The sequence below is a fragment of the Pseudomonas sp. EU05-FHT14B02 genome (assembly GCF_058791055.1).
Map to the genome: position 1 here is coordinate 173848 of NZ_JBYTDD010000003.1, position 15737 is coordinate 189584.

14 protein-coding genes and 2 pseudogenes are annotated in these 15737 nt (G+C 58.2%); 11 read left to right on the forward strand and 5 right to left on the reverse strand.

Annotated elements, in window-relative coordinates; genetic code table 11:
* Window positions 1–134: 134 nt before the first annotated feature.
* Window positions 135–602: a ferritin-like domain-containing protein gene (locus AC3WTM_RS04570; RefSeq protein ID WP_102670320.1), complete on the forward strand. Its 468-nt coding sequence runs from the start codon at window positions 135–137 to the stop codon at window positions 600–602.
* A gap of 122 nt (window positions 603–724) precedes the next feature.
* Here AC3WTM_RS04570 and AC3WTM_RS04575 read toward each other — a convergent pair whose 3' ends face one another.
* Complete coding sequence (locus AC3WTM_RS04575) at window positions 725–1195, reverse strand: MaoC family dehydratase (protein WP_007995982.1); 471 nt, start codon at window positions 1193–1195, stop codon at window positions 725–727.
* Window positions 1196–1239: 44 nt separating this feature from the next.
* Window positions 1240–2184: an alpha/beta hydrolase gene (locus tag AC3WTM_RS04580; RefSeq protein ID WP_102670319.1), complete on the reverse strand. Its 945-nt coding sequence runs from the start codon at window positions 2182–2184 to the stop codon at window positions 1240–1242.
* A gap of 245 nt (window positions 2185–2429) precedes the next feature.
* On the opposite strand from AC3WTM_RS04580, the gene fadD2 reads away from it, so the two are divergent.
* Together fadD2 and fadD1 are read left to right on the forward strand one after the other, a co-directional pair.
* Window positions 2430–4118 (forward strand): long-chain-fatty-acid--CoA ligase FadD2, encoded by a 1689-nt coding sequence (gene fadD2, locus AC3WTM_RS04585; RefSeq protein ID WP_102670318.1) that lies wholly within the window; start codon window positions 2430–2432, stop codon window positions 4116–4118.
* A 380-nt stretch (window positions 4119–4498) separates the two neighbouring features.
* Window positions 4499–6199: a long-chain-fatty-acid--CoA ligase FadD1 gene (fadD1, locus tag AC3WTM_RS04590; protein WP_102670317.1), complete on the forward strand. Its 1701-nt coding sequence runs from the start codon at window positions 4499–4501 to the stop codon at window positions 6197–6199.
* Between the two features lie 183 nt (window positions 6200–6382).
* Here the strand turns inward: fadD1 and AC3WTM_RS04595 are convergent, their stop codons facing one another.
* Entirely contained in the window at window positions 6383–6760 is a 378-nt protein-coding gene (locus AC3WTM_RS04595; protein ID WP_008019269.1) for a hypothetical protein, read from the reverse strand.
* A 356-nt stretch (window positions 6761–7116) separates the two neighbouring features.
* On the opposite strand from AC3WTM_RS04595, the gene AC3WTM_RS04600 reads away from it, so the two are divergent.
* Window positions 7117–8073: a YihY/virulence factor BrkB family protein gene (locus tag AC3WTM_RS04600; RefSeq protein WP_046042267.1), complete on the forward strand. Its 957-nt coding sequence runs from the start codon at window positions 7117–7119 to the stop codon at window positions 8071–8073.
* Window positions 8074–8075: 2 nt separating this feature from the next.
* A complete protein-coding gene (gene def, locus AC3WTM_RS04605) occupies window positions 8076–8615 on the forward strand; it encodes a peptide deformylase (protein ID WP_102670316.1) in 540 nt (179 codons plus the stop codon).
* A gap of 47 nt (window positions 8616–8662) precedes the next feature.
* Here the strand turns inward: def and AC3WTM_RS04610 are convergent, their stop codons facing one another.
* Window positions 8663–9073, reverse strand: a complete 411-nt coding sequence (locus AC3WTM_RS04610) for a GNAT family N-acetyltransferase (RefSeq protein ID WP_102670315.1) — start codon at window positions 9071–9073, stop codon at window positions 8663–8665.
* Between the two features lie 328 nt (window positions 9074–9401).
* On the opposite strand from AC3WTM_RS04610, the gene AC3WTM_RS04615 reads away from it, so the two are divergent.
* The 6 genes and pseudogenes from AC3WTM_RS04615 to AC3WTM_RS04640 form a co-directional block, all read left to right on the forward strand.
* Window positions 9402–10343 (forward strand): fatty acid desaturase, encoded by a 942-nt coding sequence (locus AC3WTM_RS04615; RefSeq protein WP_102670314.1) that lies wholly within the window; start codon window positions 9402–9404, stop codon window positions 10341–10343.
* A gap of 143 nt (window positions 10344–10486) precedes the next feature.
* Window positions 10487–11278 (forward strand): phosphate/phosphite/phosphonate ABC transporter substrate-binding protein, encoded by a 792-nt coding sequence (locus tag AC3WTM_RS04620; RefSeq protein WP_102670313.1) that lies wholly within the window; start codon window positions 10487–10489, stop codon window positions 11276–11278.
* A gap of 139 nt (window positions 11279–11417) precedes the next feature.
* The gene (locus AC3WTM_RS04625; RefSeq protein ID WP_102670312.1) at window positions 11418–11966 is read left to right on the forward strand and encodes a sigma-70 family RNA polymerase sigma factor; all 549 of its coding nucleotides are present in this window, start codon (window positions 11418–11420) and stop codon (window positions 11964–11966) included.
* Window positions 11963–12976, forward strand: a complete 1014-nt coding sequence (locus AC3WTM_RS04630; RefSeq protein WP_057399024.1) for an ABC transporter substrate-binding protein — start codon at window positions 11963–11965, stop codon at window positions 12974–12976. The genes AC3WTM_RS04625 and AC3WTM_RS04630 overlap by 4 nt, the downstream gene beginning before the upstream one ends.
* 512 nt (window positions 12977–13488) lie before the next feature.
* Window positions 13489–14262 (forward strand): annotated as a pseudogene (locus tag AC3WTM_RS04635) (PAS domain-containing protein); the annotation flags it as partial.
* A gap of 138 nt (window positions 14263–14400) precedes the next feature.
* A pseudogene (locus AC3WTM_RS04640) lies at window positions 14401–14808 on the forward strand (methyl-accepting chemotaxis protein); the annotation flags it as partial.
* Between the two features lie 236 nt (window positions 14809–15044).
* On the opposite strand, the gene AC3WTM_RS04645 reads toward AC3WTM_RS04640, so the two are convergent.
* Window positions 15045–15683: a glutathione S-transferase family protein gene (locus AC3WTM_RS04645; protein ID WP_102670310.1), complete on the reverse strand. Its 639-nt coding sequence runs from the start codon at window positions 15681–15683 to the stop codon at window positions 15045–15047.
* Window positions 15684–15737: the final 54 nt, after the last annotated feature.

A 15737-nucleotide genomic window follows, 5' to 3' on the forward strand; every position in this document is an offset into this window, starting at 1 on the left:
CGTGCAAATAAAACGGATACAGATTTTTTGATAGTTGATAACTATTTGAAAAATAAAGAATAGTTAGGCAATTTCGGCTGGCACGCAGAGTGCAACGTTCCTTACACCGTTCATCCGTCGTAAGGAATTGAAAAATGACCGACATCAATAAAGAAGCGATTTCTGTACTCAACGACCTGATTGAAACCAGCAAGGACGGTCAGGCCGGGTTCAAGACATGCGCTGAAGACATCAAGCACCCTGAACTCAAAACCCTGTTCATCAATCGTGCGAGCGATTGTGGTACGGCCGCTGCGGAGTTGCAGTCTGCCGTGCGTTCACTGGGTGGCGATCCGGAAACTTCCACCAGTGTCAGCGGCGACTTGCACCGTCGCTGGGTCGACGTGAAGTCGATGTTCACCGGCAAGGGCGAGGAGGCCGTGCTCAATGAAGCCGAGCGCGGTGAAGACCATGCGTTGAAGGCTTACCGCGACGCCATGGAGAAAATCAACAAGCACAACCTGGTGGGCATTCGCGACCTGGTTGAGCGTCAGTACCACGGCGTGCAGCGTAACCACGATCAGGTCAAGGCCCTGCGTAACCGGGCGCGTGCACGTTCGTAACGACTGGTTGAAACAACTGTGGAGCGAGCTTGCTTGCGATAGCGCCAGATCAGTCAACATCAATGTTGAATGTCAGGCCCTCATTGCGAGCAAGCTCGCTCCCACAGTTTTTGCTCCGTCAATCAGCCGATGCTGATCGCCGGTAGCGTGGTCAACGTCACACTCTGTTGCTTGCGTGGCGCGAGGATTTCCGCCTCGCCATCCACCACCAGTTCATCGCGCTGGTTGAACACGCGAGTGGCGATGCGCACGCGAAACTTCGGCAGTTTTTCCAGGATTTCCAGGCGCACGGTCAGGGTGTCGCCGATCTTCACCGGTTTCTGAAAGCTCATTTGCTGGCCGATGTAGATGGTTCCCGGGCCAGGCAATTCGCAAGCGACCGCCGCGCTGATCAACGCGCCGCTGAACATGCCGTGGGCGATGCGCTCCTTGAACATGGTGCTGGCGGCGTATTCGGCATCCAGGTGTACCGGGTTGTGGTCGCCGGACATCGCAGCGAACAGCTGGATGTCGCGCTCTTCGACCGTCTTGCTGAAACTGGCGGTCTGGCCGACTTCGAGGGCTTCGTAAGGGGTGTTGGTAACCTGGGTCATCTGTCTCAATTCCTGTGACGAATTAAAAAATTCACAAAAAAAATCTATTCGGACCGGTGCGGCCGAGGAGTGCTCAAGGCCTGTGCGATCCAGTTCAGCACATCTGCGATGATTTCATCGCGGTTGCTCTCGTTGAACAGTTCGTGCCGCGCCTGTGGGTAAACGATCAGTTGCAGGTGCTGGCTGCCGGCCGCCCGCAGCGCGTCGGCCAGATCCTTGAGACGTTTGCCTTCGCTCACCGGATCACATTCGCCACCAATCACCAGCAACGGCAGGCCCGGGTCGATCTGCGCGAGATTGGACGCTTTGCTGATTTGCTGCAAGCCGCCGAGCAAGTCGATCCACAGTTGATTGGTGCAACGGAAACCGCAGAGCGGGTCGTTGACGTACAGATCGACCTGCGCCGGATCACGGCTGAGCCAGTCGAACGGAGTGCGTGCCGGTTTGAATTTGTTGTTGAACGAGCCGAACGACAGCCATTCGATCAACGCGCTGCGTCCGGTGCGGCCCTGGCGCAGGCGTTCGAGACGGGCGATTTGCCGTGCCGCGCGATAAAGCGCCACAGGCTGGAAGTTCGAGCCGCTGAGGATTGCCCCTTGCAGGCTGGCACTGTGGTGCAGCAGATAGGCCTGGGCGATGTAACTGCCCATGCTGTGACCGAGCAGCACGATCGGGACGCCAGGGTGCTGCTGGCCGATGTGCTGGTTAAGGCTGGCCAGGTCGCTCACGACCTTGCACCAGCCATCGTCATCGGCGAAATGTCCGAGTGTCCCGTTTTCGGCAGTTTTGCCATGTCCGCGCAGGTCCGGCGCACACACACCATAGCCCTGGTCACAGAGCTTTTGCGCAAGGGGACCATAGCGACCGCTGTGTTCGGCCATGCCGTGGGCCAGCAGAATCATTGCCTTGAGGCTACCGTCGGGAAGCCACTGGTTGACGAACAGGCGGCTGTGGTCGCTGGTGGTCAGCCAGAAAGTGTCATGGATCATGGCGGTTCCTTTGCATGAGGCTGCCTGGTCGCAAACAGCTCGTTGCAGTTTATAGCGCATCCTTGGCCGGACGTCTGATCAGCCTACGCCACGGCAAGAAGATTCATACGGTCAATGACGGCCGTGGGCATATTTGCCTGCTACGTCATAACTGCTAGTGTCCGTGAAGCTCCGCTTTTTGCATTTTTTTTGAAAAATGACAGAAAAGTGGCCCCGGATAGATTCAGGTAAAGAGGACAAGAACAATGCAACCTGATTTCTGGAATGACAAACGCCCGGCCGGTGTACCCCTGGATATCGATCTGGGAGCCTACAAGTCGGTGATCGAGGTGTTCGAGCGTTCCTGCAAGAAGTTTGCTGACCGCCCGGCGTTCAGCAACATGGGCGTGACCCTGACCTACGCCGAGCTGGAGCGCCAGAGCGCTGCCTTCGCCGGCTACCTGCAAGCCCACACTGACCTGGTGCCGGGAGACCGCATCGCGGTGCAGATGCCCAACGTCCTGCATTACCCGATCGCCGTGTTCGGTGCCTTGCGCGCCGGGTTGATCGTGGTCAACACCAATCCGCTGTATACCGCGCGGGAAATGCGTCATCAGTTCAAGGACTCCGGTGCCCGGGCGCTGGTGTACCTGAACATGTTTGGCCAGAAAGTCCAGGAAGTACTCTCCGACACCGATATCCAGTACCTGATCGAAGCGAAGATGGGCGACCTGATGCCCGCCGCCAAGGGGTGGCTGGTCAACACGGTGGTGAGCAAGGTCAAGAAGATGGTCCCGGACTATTCCTTGCCCCAGGCCGTTTCCTTCAAGAGTGCGCTGCGCATGGGCCGTGGCCTGGGTATCAAGCCACTGAAGGTCGGCCTCGACGACATCGCCGTGCTGCAATACACCGGCGGCACCACTGGCCTGGCCAAGGGCGCGATGCTGACCCACGGCAACCTGGTGGCGAACATGCAACAGGCACGGGCCTGCCTCAGCCAGTCGGCCAGCGACGGGCAACCGCTGCTGCGCGAAGGCCAGGAAGTGATGATCGCGCCGCTGCCGCTTTACCACATCTATGCCTTCACAGCGAACTGCATGTGCATGATGGTGACGGGCAACCACAACGTGCTGATCACCAATCCGCGGGACATCGCCGGCTTCATCAAGGAACTGAAGAACTGGCGGTTCTCGGCGTTGCTGGGGCTGAACACATTGTTTGTTGCGCTGATGGATCATCCGGACTTCAAGACCCTGGACTTCTCCAGCCTCAAGCTCACCAACTCCGGCGGCACTGCGCTGGTCAAGGCCACCGCCGAGCGTTGGGAACAACTGACCGGTTGCCGCATCACCGAAGGTTACGGCCTGACCGAAACTTCGCCGGTGGCCTGCACCAACCCCTATGGCGACCAGTCGCGGATCGGCACGGTCGGCTTGCCGGTGCCGGGCACCACGCTGAAAGTCATCAATGATGACGGTGTCGAACAACCTTTGGGCGAACGCGGCGAGTTGTGCATCAAGGGCCCGCAGATCATGAAGGGCTACTGGCAGAAACCTGATGCCACGGCCGAGGTGCTGGATGCCGAGGGTTGGTTCAAGTCCGGTGACATTGCGGTGATCGACCCGGATGGTTTCGTGCGCATCGTTGACCGCAAGAAGGACATGATCATTGTCTCGGGCTTCAACGTGTACCCGAACGAAATCGAAGACGTCGTGATGGCTCACCCGAACGTCGCCAACTGTGCGGTCATCGGTGTGCCTGACGAGCGGTCGGGGGAGGCGGTGAAGCTGTTTGTGGTGGCCCGTGAAGCAGGGGTCAGCCTTGAAGAGCTGAAGGCTTATTGCAAGGAGAATTTCACGGCGTACAAGGTACCCAAGCACATCGTGCTGCGCGAATCCCTGCCGATGACACCGGTGGGCAAGATCCTGCGGCGGGAGTTGCGTGATATCGCCTGATCGGTGAATGGCCGATCCTTGTAGGAGCGAGCGCGATCGCGATGGACGTCAACGATAACGCGCCCTGTCTGAATGATCGCGTTGCCCGGACGTTTTTCGCGAGCAAGCTCGCTCCTACACGTTTAAAACAAAGCCCCGAATTTCGGGGCTTTCACGGGGTTATAGAATCTTTGCTCTAAAATGACCGCTTGTAAGTCTTGAGTCATAAAAGTGACCGTAGAGGCCTCTTTTGGCTCTAGTCGACCCTTGGCAAAGCTGCTACTCTCGGCGCGCTTTGTGACTTCTCGGCCTTCTATCAGCCAGATTCACCAATGACCAAACACCAATAATAATCGCATCAAATGCGGTGCTGAATTCGCGTTGCTGAGGAGTGGGCTTCCATGATCGAAGACTTTTGGAAGGATAAGTACCCAGCTGGGATTGCTGCCGACATCAATCCCGATGAGTATCCGAATATTCAGGCAGTGTTGAAGCAATCCTGCCAACGCTTCGCCAACAAGCCGGCATTCAGCAACCTGGGCAAGACACTCACCTACGGTGAACTGTACGAATTGTCCGGTGCGTTTGCCGCTTACCTGCAACAGCATACCGATTTGCAACCCGGTGATCGAATCGCCGTGCAACTGCCCAACGTGTTGCAGTACCCGGTAGCCGTCTTTGGTGCAATCCGTGCCGGGCTGATCGTGGTCAACACCAACCCGCTCTACACTGCGCGGGAAATGGAACACCAATTCAACGACTCCGGTGCCAAGGCCCTGGTCTGCCTGGCCAACATGGCGCATCTGGCGGAAACCGTGGTGCCGAAAACCGGCGTCAAGCACGTGATCGTCACTGAAGTCGCCGACCTGCTGCCGCCACTCAAGCGTCTGCTGATCAACAGCATCATCAAGTACGTGAAGAAGATGGTGCCGGCCTATCACTTGCCCAAGGCCGTCAAGTTCAACGACGTGCTGAGCAAAGGCCTTGGCCAGCCAGTGGCGGAAGCCAACCCGGCCAATGGTGATGTCGCGGTACTGCAATATACCGGCGGCACCACCGGCGTAGCCAAGGGCGCGATGCTGACCCACCGCAACCTGGTGGCGAACATGCTGCAGTGCAAGGCGCTGATGGGGTCCAACCTCAATGAAGGTTGCGAGATCCTGATCACACCGCTGCCGCTGTACCACATCTATGCGTTCACCTTTCACTGCATGGCAATGATGTTGGCAGGCAACCACAACATCCTGATCAGCAACCCGCGCGATCTGCCGGCGATGGTCAAGGAACTGTCGAAGTGGAAGTTCAGCGGCTTCGTCGGCCTGAACACGCTGTTCGTGGCCCTGTGCAACAACGAAGGCTTCCGCAAGCTGGACTTCTCCGCGCTGAAAGTCACCTTGTCGGGGGGCATGGCCCTGCAACTGGCCGCGGCCGAACGCTGGAAAGCGGTGACCGGTTGTGCCATCTGCGAAGGCTACGGCATGACCGAAACCAGCCCGGTGGCGACGGTGAATCCGATCCAGCACATCCAGGTCGGCACCATTGGCATTCCGGTACCGTCGACCTTGTGCAAAATCATCAATGATGCCGGTGTCGAGCAGCCGCTGGGCGAAATCGGCGAGCTGTGCGTGAAGGGGCCGCAGGTCATGAAAGGCTACTGGCAGCGCCAGGAAGCCACAGATGAAATCCTCGACAGCGAAGGCTGGTTGAAGACCGGTGACATCGCGCTGATCCAGCCCGATGGCTTCATGCGCATTGTCGATCGCAAGAAAGACATGATCCTGGTTTCCGGTTTCAACGTGTACCCGAACGAGCTCGAAGACGTGCTGGCTACCTTGCCGGGCGTGCTGCAATGCGCGGCCATCGGTGTACCGGACGAAAAGTCGGGCGAGGCGATCAAGATTTTCATCGTTGCCAAGCCGGGCGTGACCCTGACCAAGGAACAGGTGATGGAGCATATGCGCGCCAACGTCACCGGCTACAAGGTCCCGCGCTCCGTGGAGTTCCGCGATGCACTGCCGACCACCAACGTCGGCAAGATCCTGCGTCGTGAATTGCGCGATGAAGAGTTGAAGAAGATCAACGCGAAGAAAGCCACCGCGTAATCAACAAAAAGCCCCGCCGATGCGGGGCTTTTTGTTGGTCGACTGGAAACGCCGATCCTCTGTAGGAGCGAGCATGCTCGCGAAAAAGGTACAGACAACGCGGGCATCCAGGCACCCGCGTTATTGTTTACGTCCATCGTCGGAACGCCGCCCGGAGCCGGCTCGCTCCTACAGGAATGATGGTTATTGACGAAACGGCGCGAAGTTGACGTTGGTGCCCGCCGGGCGCATGTCCTGCAGGAAGGAGTCCTTGTCGGCGCTCAGTTCCAGGCTCAATGCCGCCTTGCGCTTGCCTTCATTGCGCACTACCAGGCCTTCGAGCTTCTCACGCAGGAACACGGTCGGCACTTTCAGGTGCAGCAGTTCGTCGGTGTCCGGCGTGTGCATCAGCAGGTGAATCCACTCGTACTGACCCACGGCCAGGCGCGATACCGGGATGTCGAACCACCAGATATTGCGGTTGCGGTTCAATTCGGTGAAGTGGCAGTTGTTGACGCCAAGCACAGCACCGCCGAGTTCCTGGTTTCTGCGGGCAATGGCCTGCTTTTTATCGAGTTTCATAACGTTCCTACGGGATTGGATCTTCAGCGCCAAGGCCTGAATGTGTTGCGCATTCTCAAGGGTTGGCCCGCAAACATAAAGCGCAACCTGCACTGAACGATGAAATGTCGTGGTGAAAATAAATGAAACTCCCTGCAAAAGCCCCCGGTCAACCTTGTGTAATGACTTTCCTGCATTGAAATGTCTTTAATGAAAAGAAGACGCGGCCATCTTCAGATGGCCGTTTTTGTGTCAGCCTGAACTTGCACGCCGAATTTGTTTCAAAGTCGCCAACTGGGCTACCTTGATGAAAGAAAACAGCCCCTGAGTCGCCACGACTTCACCCCCAAATCCGTATGCGGCGAATGGAGACGCTAATGATTTTCCCGGACATGAGAGGCTTGCCCCTGCACCGTGTGATGATGCGCACGGTCACCGAATTCATCGCCGACGAGATGTCGACTTATGCCTCGGCGTTGGCCTATCAAATGCTGTTTTCGCTGTTTCCGTTCATTCTGTTTCTGATCGCTTTGATCGGCTTCCTGCATCTGCCCGACTTCTTCTCCTGGCTGCGCCTGCAATCGGAACTCGTATTGCCACCCCAGGCGCTGGAGCAGGTCAACCCGGTGATCGACCAGCTTCAGCAGTCCAAGGGGGGGCTGCTGTCAGTGGGTATCGTGATTGCGCTGTATACCGCCTCAGCCGGTGTGCGGCTGATGATGAGCGCGATGAACGCAGCTTACGACGTGGTTGAAGGGCGCCCGCTATGGAAACGCTTTCCGTTGTCGATCATCTACACCGTCGGCATTGCCGGCATGCTGCTGATCGCCGCAGCGCTGATGGTGCTCGGACCGCAGGTGATGAGCTGGATCGCTGCGCAAGTCGGCCTTGAGTACTTCATCGTCACCCTCTGGACCATCGCGCGCTGGCCGGTGATCGTGATTTTGCTGATGGTCGCGGTGGCGTTGATCTACTACGTCATGCCCGACGTCAAACAGGAATTCCGCTTCATCACCCCAGGCTCGGTGCTGGCGGTGGTGGTATGGATCATCGCGTCTCTGGGCTTCGGTTTGTACGTCAAGGAGTTCGCCAACTACAACGCCATGTATGGCAGTATCGGTGCGATTATCGTGCTGTTGCTGTACTTCTACATTTCCGCCGCGGTGCTGCTATTGGGCGCGGAGATGAATGCCGTGATCGAGCACATGTCACGAGAGGGCAAGGACCCTGGCGAAAAAGTGGCTGGCGAGCATGGTCCCGTCCATGAGGAAAAGCACCACGTGTCGGGGCTGGGCCGCGATCACTCACACAAACCGACCATTGATGAAACCTGATCATGATTCGTGAAATTCTGAAAATGGGCGATGAGCGCCTGCTGCGCATTGCTCCGCCAGTGCCGGCCGAAATGTTTGACAGCCCCGAGTTGTGGCAGCTGATCGATGACATGTTCCAGACCATGGAAAGCGTAGGGGGCGTTGGCCTGGCTGCTCCGCAAATCGGCGTCGACCTGCAACTGGTGATCTTCGGTTTCGAGCACAGCGAGCGTTATCCGGATGCCGAGGCCGTGCCGCAGACGATCCTGATCAACCCGTTGATCACCCCGCTGAGCCCGACCCTGGAAGAGGGTTTCGAAGGCTGTTTGTCCGTACCGGGCCTGCGCGGCGCGGTGCAACGTTACCAGCAGATTCGCTACGAAGGCGTCGACCCCAAGGGCGAGCCCATCGTACGCATTGCCTCGGGCTTCCACGCACGGGTGGTACAGCATGAATGCGATCACCTGATCGGCCGCCTGTACCCGTCGCGCATCACCGACTTCAGCAAGTTTGGCTTCACCGAGGTGATGTTCCCGGACCTGGACCCGAAGGCGGATGACTAGATCACTGCAAAGCCTTGTAGGAGCGAGCAAGCTCGCTCCTACAAGGTTCAGGGCTCCAACCCCATCGCAATCATCGGTTTACTGCGGGCATAACGGCTCAACCGTTCAACCATCGCGTAAGGCATCGGCGGATCGAAAGTAAAGCCGCGGCGCTCATAAAACCCCCGCAAATCCGGATGACAGAACAGCCACACCGGCTGTTCGCAATCCTTCACCGCTGCCGCAATCAACCCGGCGGCAAGCCCTTGTTCGCGACAGGCCGGATCGACAAACAACCCGGTCAGCCAATGCCCGCCGGAGACCGGACGCAAACACAGCGCGGCAACTATCTGGTCACGTCGGGCCACCCACAACTGTGCGTCGCGCACAGCCTTCATCGACGATTGGTGAGCGCGGTAGAACTTGTTCATCAATGGCCATAACGGCTCGTCGAGCAGGGTGTATCGGGTCTCGGGCATGGTTTTGGACTGTCGGTAGGCAAAGCGGGCGATTATAAAAGAACGCGCGCGTCGGGATAGGTGTATACCTGATCTCACATCCCCACGAGTGGAGTACGCATCATGTCCAAAGGTATGGATTCAAAGAAATCGGCGAAAAAGAAACCGGTGAAAACCGCCATTGAAAAGCGTGCGGACAAGAAGGCCAAAAAAGTTGGTGTATTCGGTCACTGATCCGCGTTGATTGATCGCTCCCATGCAACATGGGAGCGATCCTCCTGAAAATAATCTGCAAGATTTCCCAAGGCCATTGCACAGAAGGGGACTGGTCCCCGATCTGAGCAACGCCATGCCTCATTACTTTGATAGCGCCCACCAAGAAGAAATCGAAACCCTGCGCCGACGCTTCACCGCGCGCACCGAATGGCCGACCTGGTTGCTGTTGATCGGTGTGTATGGCGGCTGGTTTGGCATCGTGTTGAACAGCCATCGATTGGGTTTATGGTGGAGCACGCTGTTGCTGACTCCATTGCTGGTGCTGTGGTTATCCGTGCAACACGAACTGCTGCACGGTCATCCCACGCGCTGGCCAACCCTGAACAAAATCCTTGGCTACGCGCCGTTTGCCGTCTGGTATCCGTACACCCTGTATCGCGACAGCCATTTGCAGCATCACCGCGACGAGGACCTGACGATCCCCGGTCGCGATCCGGAAAGCCGTTACTTGAGCGCCGGGCAGTGGCAGGGCAGTTCACCACTGGTGCGCAGCCTGCACTGGCTGAACAAAACCGTGCTCGGTCGTTTTTCCCTGGGGGCACCGCTGGCCTTGTTGGCATTGGCCCGTGAAGAGCTGCAACGCCTCAGGGCAGGCGAGCGACAGGCTTGGCTGATGTGGTTGAGTCACGGCTTGATCAGCGGGTTGATGCTGCTGTTCATCGCGAACTTCAGCCTGTTGCCGGTTTGGTATTACCTGTTTTTGATCAGTGTGCCGGCGCTGTCGATCGCCATGATTCGCTCCTACTATGAGCATCGACCTCATGCCGCGCCGGAGCAGCGCACGGTGCTCAATGAAGCGGCGTGGCCGTGGCGCTGGCTGTTCCTGAACCTCAATTTTCATCTGGTGCACCACGAGTTGCCGGGGTTGCCCTGGTACGACTTGCCCTGCGCCTACAGAGCCCGCCGCGAACAATGGCTGGCGCGTAGCGGCGGGTTTCTGGTGCGGGGTTATGGGCAGTTGTGGCGAGAACATGCTGTAAAGGCCATCGACAGCCCGAGGCATCCGTTTTACTGATTTTTTGCTACCAACTGAGTTCCCTTGTGGGAGCGAGCTTGCTCGCGATGGCGTCGTGTCAGTCAACATCCAGGCAATATGTCACACCGCTATCGCGAGCAAGCTCGCTCCCACAGGGGGGCTTTGTTACATGGAAAACTTCGATGACCCAACACTTCGCCGAACTGCTGATGTACACCGCCCCCGAACCCATCCACCAGGCCAACGAACGCTGGCTGACGCGAATCCTCGAGCACCTGGGCGACACCCGCCGGGATGCCGAAGGCCTGTCACTGATGGACTTGTGGTTGTCGCCGCACTTGTTGCTCACCCAAACCTGCGGCTATCCGCTGATGACGGCATTGCGCGGCAAGGTCCGGGTGCTGGGGCGGCCTCGTTATGAGCTGCCGGACAGCAGTGGCGGCAATCATTGCAGCCTGCTGTTGTGCCGCGTCGATGATCGGCGACAGACCTTGGCGGATTTTCGCCACAGCCGAGGGGTGATCAACAGCCAGGACTCCAACAGCGGCATGAATTTGCTACGCCACCGTTTGGCATCCTTGCAACGTGACGGGCGGTTTTTTGCCAAGGTCGGAATCAGCGGTAGCCATCGCGAAAGTCTGCGCTGGTTGCGCGAAGACCTTGCCGATCTGGCGGCCATCGACAGCGTGACTTTTGCCTATCTGGCACGCCACGCCGCAGAGGAAGTGGCCGGTTTGCGGGTGATTGCCCGCAGTGCGCTCAGTCCTGCCTTACCGTTCATTACCGCCGCGACGGTCACGGATGAGCAGGCTGAGGAGCTCCTGCAAGTGATGAACCAGGCGTTGCGCGAGCTGCCGGAAGTTGTCGAAACCCTCGGTTTGCCAGAGGTACTGCCCACCAACGAAAGCGACTATCGGATTGTGCTCGACTACCAGCGTGAGGCCGAGGTGCTGGGGTATGGGGATTTGCGATAGCGGCCTGTCAGGTATTCTTTTTAATTCCATTAGAGAATATAAAAATAAGTTTTAAATATTATTAATGAATAAGGCTCCTTGCTAGGATTCGCCTCACCGGACCACCGGACATTCAGCGACCCCTAACCCAGGAGCCCCTATGTCCGGCGCCGATATTCTTCATCGCAAACAGGTGGACGGATTGTTCCGCGCCCACTACCTCTGGCTCTGCACACGCCTGCGTCAGTCCCTGAACGATGCCGCCGCTGTCGAAGACATTGCCTGCGAAACCTTCGTGCAACTGCTGCAGGCTCCTGGCCTGACGGCAATCCGTGAACCCCGTGCGTTGCTCACCACCATCGCCCAGCGCCTGCTCTATCAGCGTTGGCGTCGAGGTGACCTGGAGCGCCAGTACCTTCAACAACTGCAACAGGCCGAGTCGATCCACGCCCAATCGCCGGAGGAACTGGCTCAGGTGTCCCAGACCCTGACCCGCGTGGATCGCAGTCTTCAGCGGCTGCCTGGCAAAGTGCGCTCGACCTTCCTGCTGTCGCGGATCGACGGCCTGACCTATCCGCAAATAGCCGCTGCGCTGGGCATCTCCCTGCGTTCAGTCAGCGATTACATGACCCGCTCCCAGGCCCTGTGCGACCGGCACAGCGCCAACCAATCCCTGAACCGTCCCCTCCAGAACAAGAGGTCCGCATGAGATCGATCAAAACCCTGCTCGGCAGTTCGTTGCTGGCCCTGAGCCTGTTGTCCCACCCGGCATCGGCCACGGAAAAAGCGGCACCTATTCACTTTGGTGACATCACTTGGGAAAGTGGCAGCCTCATCACCGAAATCCTGCGCCTGATCGTTGAAAAAGGTTACGGCTACCCGACCGACACGCTGCCGGGCAGCACCGTCAGCCTGGAAGCGGCGCTGGCCAAAAACGACATCCAGGTCATCGGTGAAGAGTGGGCCGGACGCAGCCCTGCCTGGGTCAAGGCGGCGGCGGAGGGCAAGGTGTTCGGCCTTGGCGATACGGTCAAAGGCGCCACCGAAGGCTGGTGGGTGCCGGAGTACGTGATCAAGGGCGATCCGGAGCGCGGCATCAAGCCCTTGGCTCCGGAGCTGAAATCCGTTGCTGACCTGGCGAAATACAAGGACGTGTTCCGCGACCCCGAAGACCCGAGCCGCGGACGCTTCCTCAACAGCCCGACCGGCTGGACCTCGGAAATCGTCAACAGCCAGAAACTCAAGGCCTATGACCTGACCGCCAGCTACGTCAACTTCCGCACCGGGTCCGGTGCTGCACTGGATGCCGAGGTGGCGTCGTCGATCCGCCGTGGCAAACCGGTGCTGTTCTACTACTGGTCGCCAACACCGCTGTTGGGGCGTTTTAAACTGGTGAAACTCGACGAGCCGCCGTTTGATGCCGAAGCCTGGAAAACCCTGGCCGATGCCAACAACCCGAACCCCAAAGGCACGCGTTCGATGCCGGCCAGTCTGGCCATTGGCGTATCGGCACCGTTCAAGGCGCAATACCCGGACTTGGTGACGTTCTTTGAAAAGGTCGATTTGCCGATTGATCTGTTGAACCAGACCTTGGGCCAGATGAGTGAAAAACGGCAAAAACCGCGGGAAGTCGCCGAAGCGTTTTTGCGCGAGCAGCCGCAGGTATGGAAGGGTTGGGTGCCGGGAGAGGTGGCCACCAAGGTGAGTGCCAGCTTGTAGTGTCTGGAAGGTGGCAATCGCGAGCAGGCTCGCGATTGATCTCAAGTCTTACGCCAGTTTGGTAGCCAGTGCCGTTTTCAAGCTCGACAGACGCTAACGCCCCCGCAAGTAGCTGAACCGATTTTGTCCTTGGTGATGGCGTACTAGTGGCCTTGCAAACCCAAGGTTGCTGTCTATGATCAGCTGTAACTAGCTATATCGACCGTGATGGGGCGGTCGATGTCTGGTCGCAAGAGTGCGCAATCGAAGGCACCAACACTTGATGGCAAGGAGCTGTCCGCTAAATGGAATTTGTTGTGAACCTGTTAGGGCTGGCCCGCATGCGGGCTATCAAGAGAAGGATGTCTTGATGAGCGTGTCGCTGTAAGGACCCTCCGATTGAACATCATTTATCACCTGACTAGTCCTTCTTTTTGGAGGGATGCGTGTGCCTGTTTCACGGAGCGTAGTGGTGGATTTGAAAGACCTGCAACGTTCATCAATCAAAAAACCGCGCGGAAGGTGATACGACAATGTTCAACCTACATCACAAGGCCGACCTGCTGGAAATTGAACGGTTCAGCTGCGCGCTGACTGAGGCTAATGCCAAGTTGGCGGCGATCAGTCATTCGATGGCGATGATTGAATTCACTCCGGACGGCATCGTCATCGATGCCAACGAAAATTTTTGCAATGCCATGGGCTACAGCGCTGACGAAGTGCGCGGCAAACATCACCGGGTCTTTTGTGAAGAACAGTATTACCGCAGCGATGAGTACGCCAAGTTATGGCGTGATCTGGCGCGGGGCGAGCCGCTGAGCGGGACCTTTTTGCGCTTGCACAAGAGTGGCCGGGAGATCTGGCTCGAAGCCAGTTACATGCCGGTGCTGGGCCCCGACCGGCAGGTGAAAAGTGTGATCAAGGTGGCTACCGACATCACCGCACGGATCAACAAGGAGCACGAAAACGAAAGCAGGCTCGCCGCGATCGGCCGTTCGATGGCCGTGATCGAATTCACGCCCGAAGGCAAGGTCATCACCGCCAACGAGAACTTCCTGAAAACCATGCAGTACCCGCTCAACGAAGTGGTGGGGCAGCATCACAGCCTGTTCTGCCACCGTGCCGAGGCCGAGTCCCAGGGCTACCGGAATTTCTGGGCTTCGCTCAACCGCGGCGAATATCACTCCCATCGTTTCGAACGCAGGAACAAGCAAGGTCAGACGATATTCCTGGAAGCCTCCTACAACCCGTTGTTCGACGCCAAGGGGCGGTTGTACAAAGTGGTCAAGTTCGCCAGCGATATCACCCACCAGATGACCACTCTGCAAACCGCCGCAGAATCGGCCCACAGCACTTCGGTACAAAACGACGTCTGTGCGCGCAAGGGGTCCGAGGTGGTGCAGCAGACGGTGCAGATCATCCAGGATATTTCCCGGGACTTGAACGAGGCGGCACTGAGCATTGACGCCGTGAGCAAGCAGTCCGACATCATCGGCACCATCGTGCAGACCATTCGCGGCATTGCCGATCAGACCAACCTGCTGGCGCTCAACGCGGCGATTGAAGCGGCCCGGGCCGGTGAACACGGTCGCGGGTTTGCGGTGGTGGCCGATGAAGTGCGCAGCCTTGCGGCGCGCACCAGTCAGGCGACGCTGGAGATTGTCGAGGTGGTGCGCAAGAACCACGATTTGTCGCTCAGCGCGGTGTCGAGCATGCAATCGAGTCTGAGTCGAACCGGCCTCGGCGTGGAACTGGCGAACGAGGCGGGGGAAGTGATCCTGGAAATCCAGCAGGGCTCGCGGCATGTGGTGGATGCGATCAGTCAGTTCAACTCGACGTTGCAATTGAACTAGTCGCGGTAACTGCGATGGTCGATAACGATAACGCGTGTTTCCTGGCTAAACGCGGCGCTCTTGGGTCCATCGCGAGCGAGCTCGCTCCCACAAAAAAACGCCGATCCACTGTAGGAGCGAGCTTGCTCGCGATGGTCGATAACGATAACGCGTGTTTCCTGGCTGAACGCGGCGCTCTTGGGTCCATCGCGAGCGAGCTCGCTCCTACAAGAAACAGCGCGGTATTTTGCGGCTCCTCAAGGCAAGCCGTTGCAGCAATGCTTCAGGAAACCGCGGTGTTGCGCCAGGCGTTTGAAATACTCATCGACGGCGGGGTAGTCCGGACGCTCGATCGGGGTCATCAGCCAGCGGTTGACCGACAGGCCGATGACGATGTCGGCCAGGGTAAACCGTGGTCCGGCGACATAGGCCTTGGTAGTCGCGAGTTGCTGTTCGAGGATGCCCATCATCTGGTTCCAGCCGCGGACGCCGACTTCGAGGCGATGGGCGTCCTGGAACTCCGGGTCCTTGCGCACCAGCGCCATGAATGCATAACTCCACGATGGATTGAGCTCGGTGGCTTGCCAGTCCATCCACTGTTCCACCCGGGCGCGTGCCGCAGGTTCGGTGGGCAGTAACTCGCTGTGATGGTGGTGGTGTTTGCCGGCCAGGTAACGGCAAATGGTGTTGGACTCCCACAGCACACCGGCGTCGTCAATGATCACCGGCACCTTGGCGTTGGGGTTGAACCTGAGAAACTCGGGGCTGTGGGTGGACGCGAAGCCGCTGCCCCAGTCCTCGCGCTCGTAGGCAATACCCAGTTCTTCGCAAGTCCACAGGACTTTTCTGACATTGATGGACGAGGCTTTGCCGAGAATCTTCAGTGCATGTTCCATTTTGCTACTCCGTCAGCGAATCGAGGCGTCGGGAATTCATAGTGTGCCTGCCGA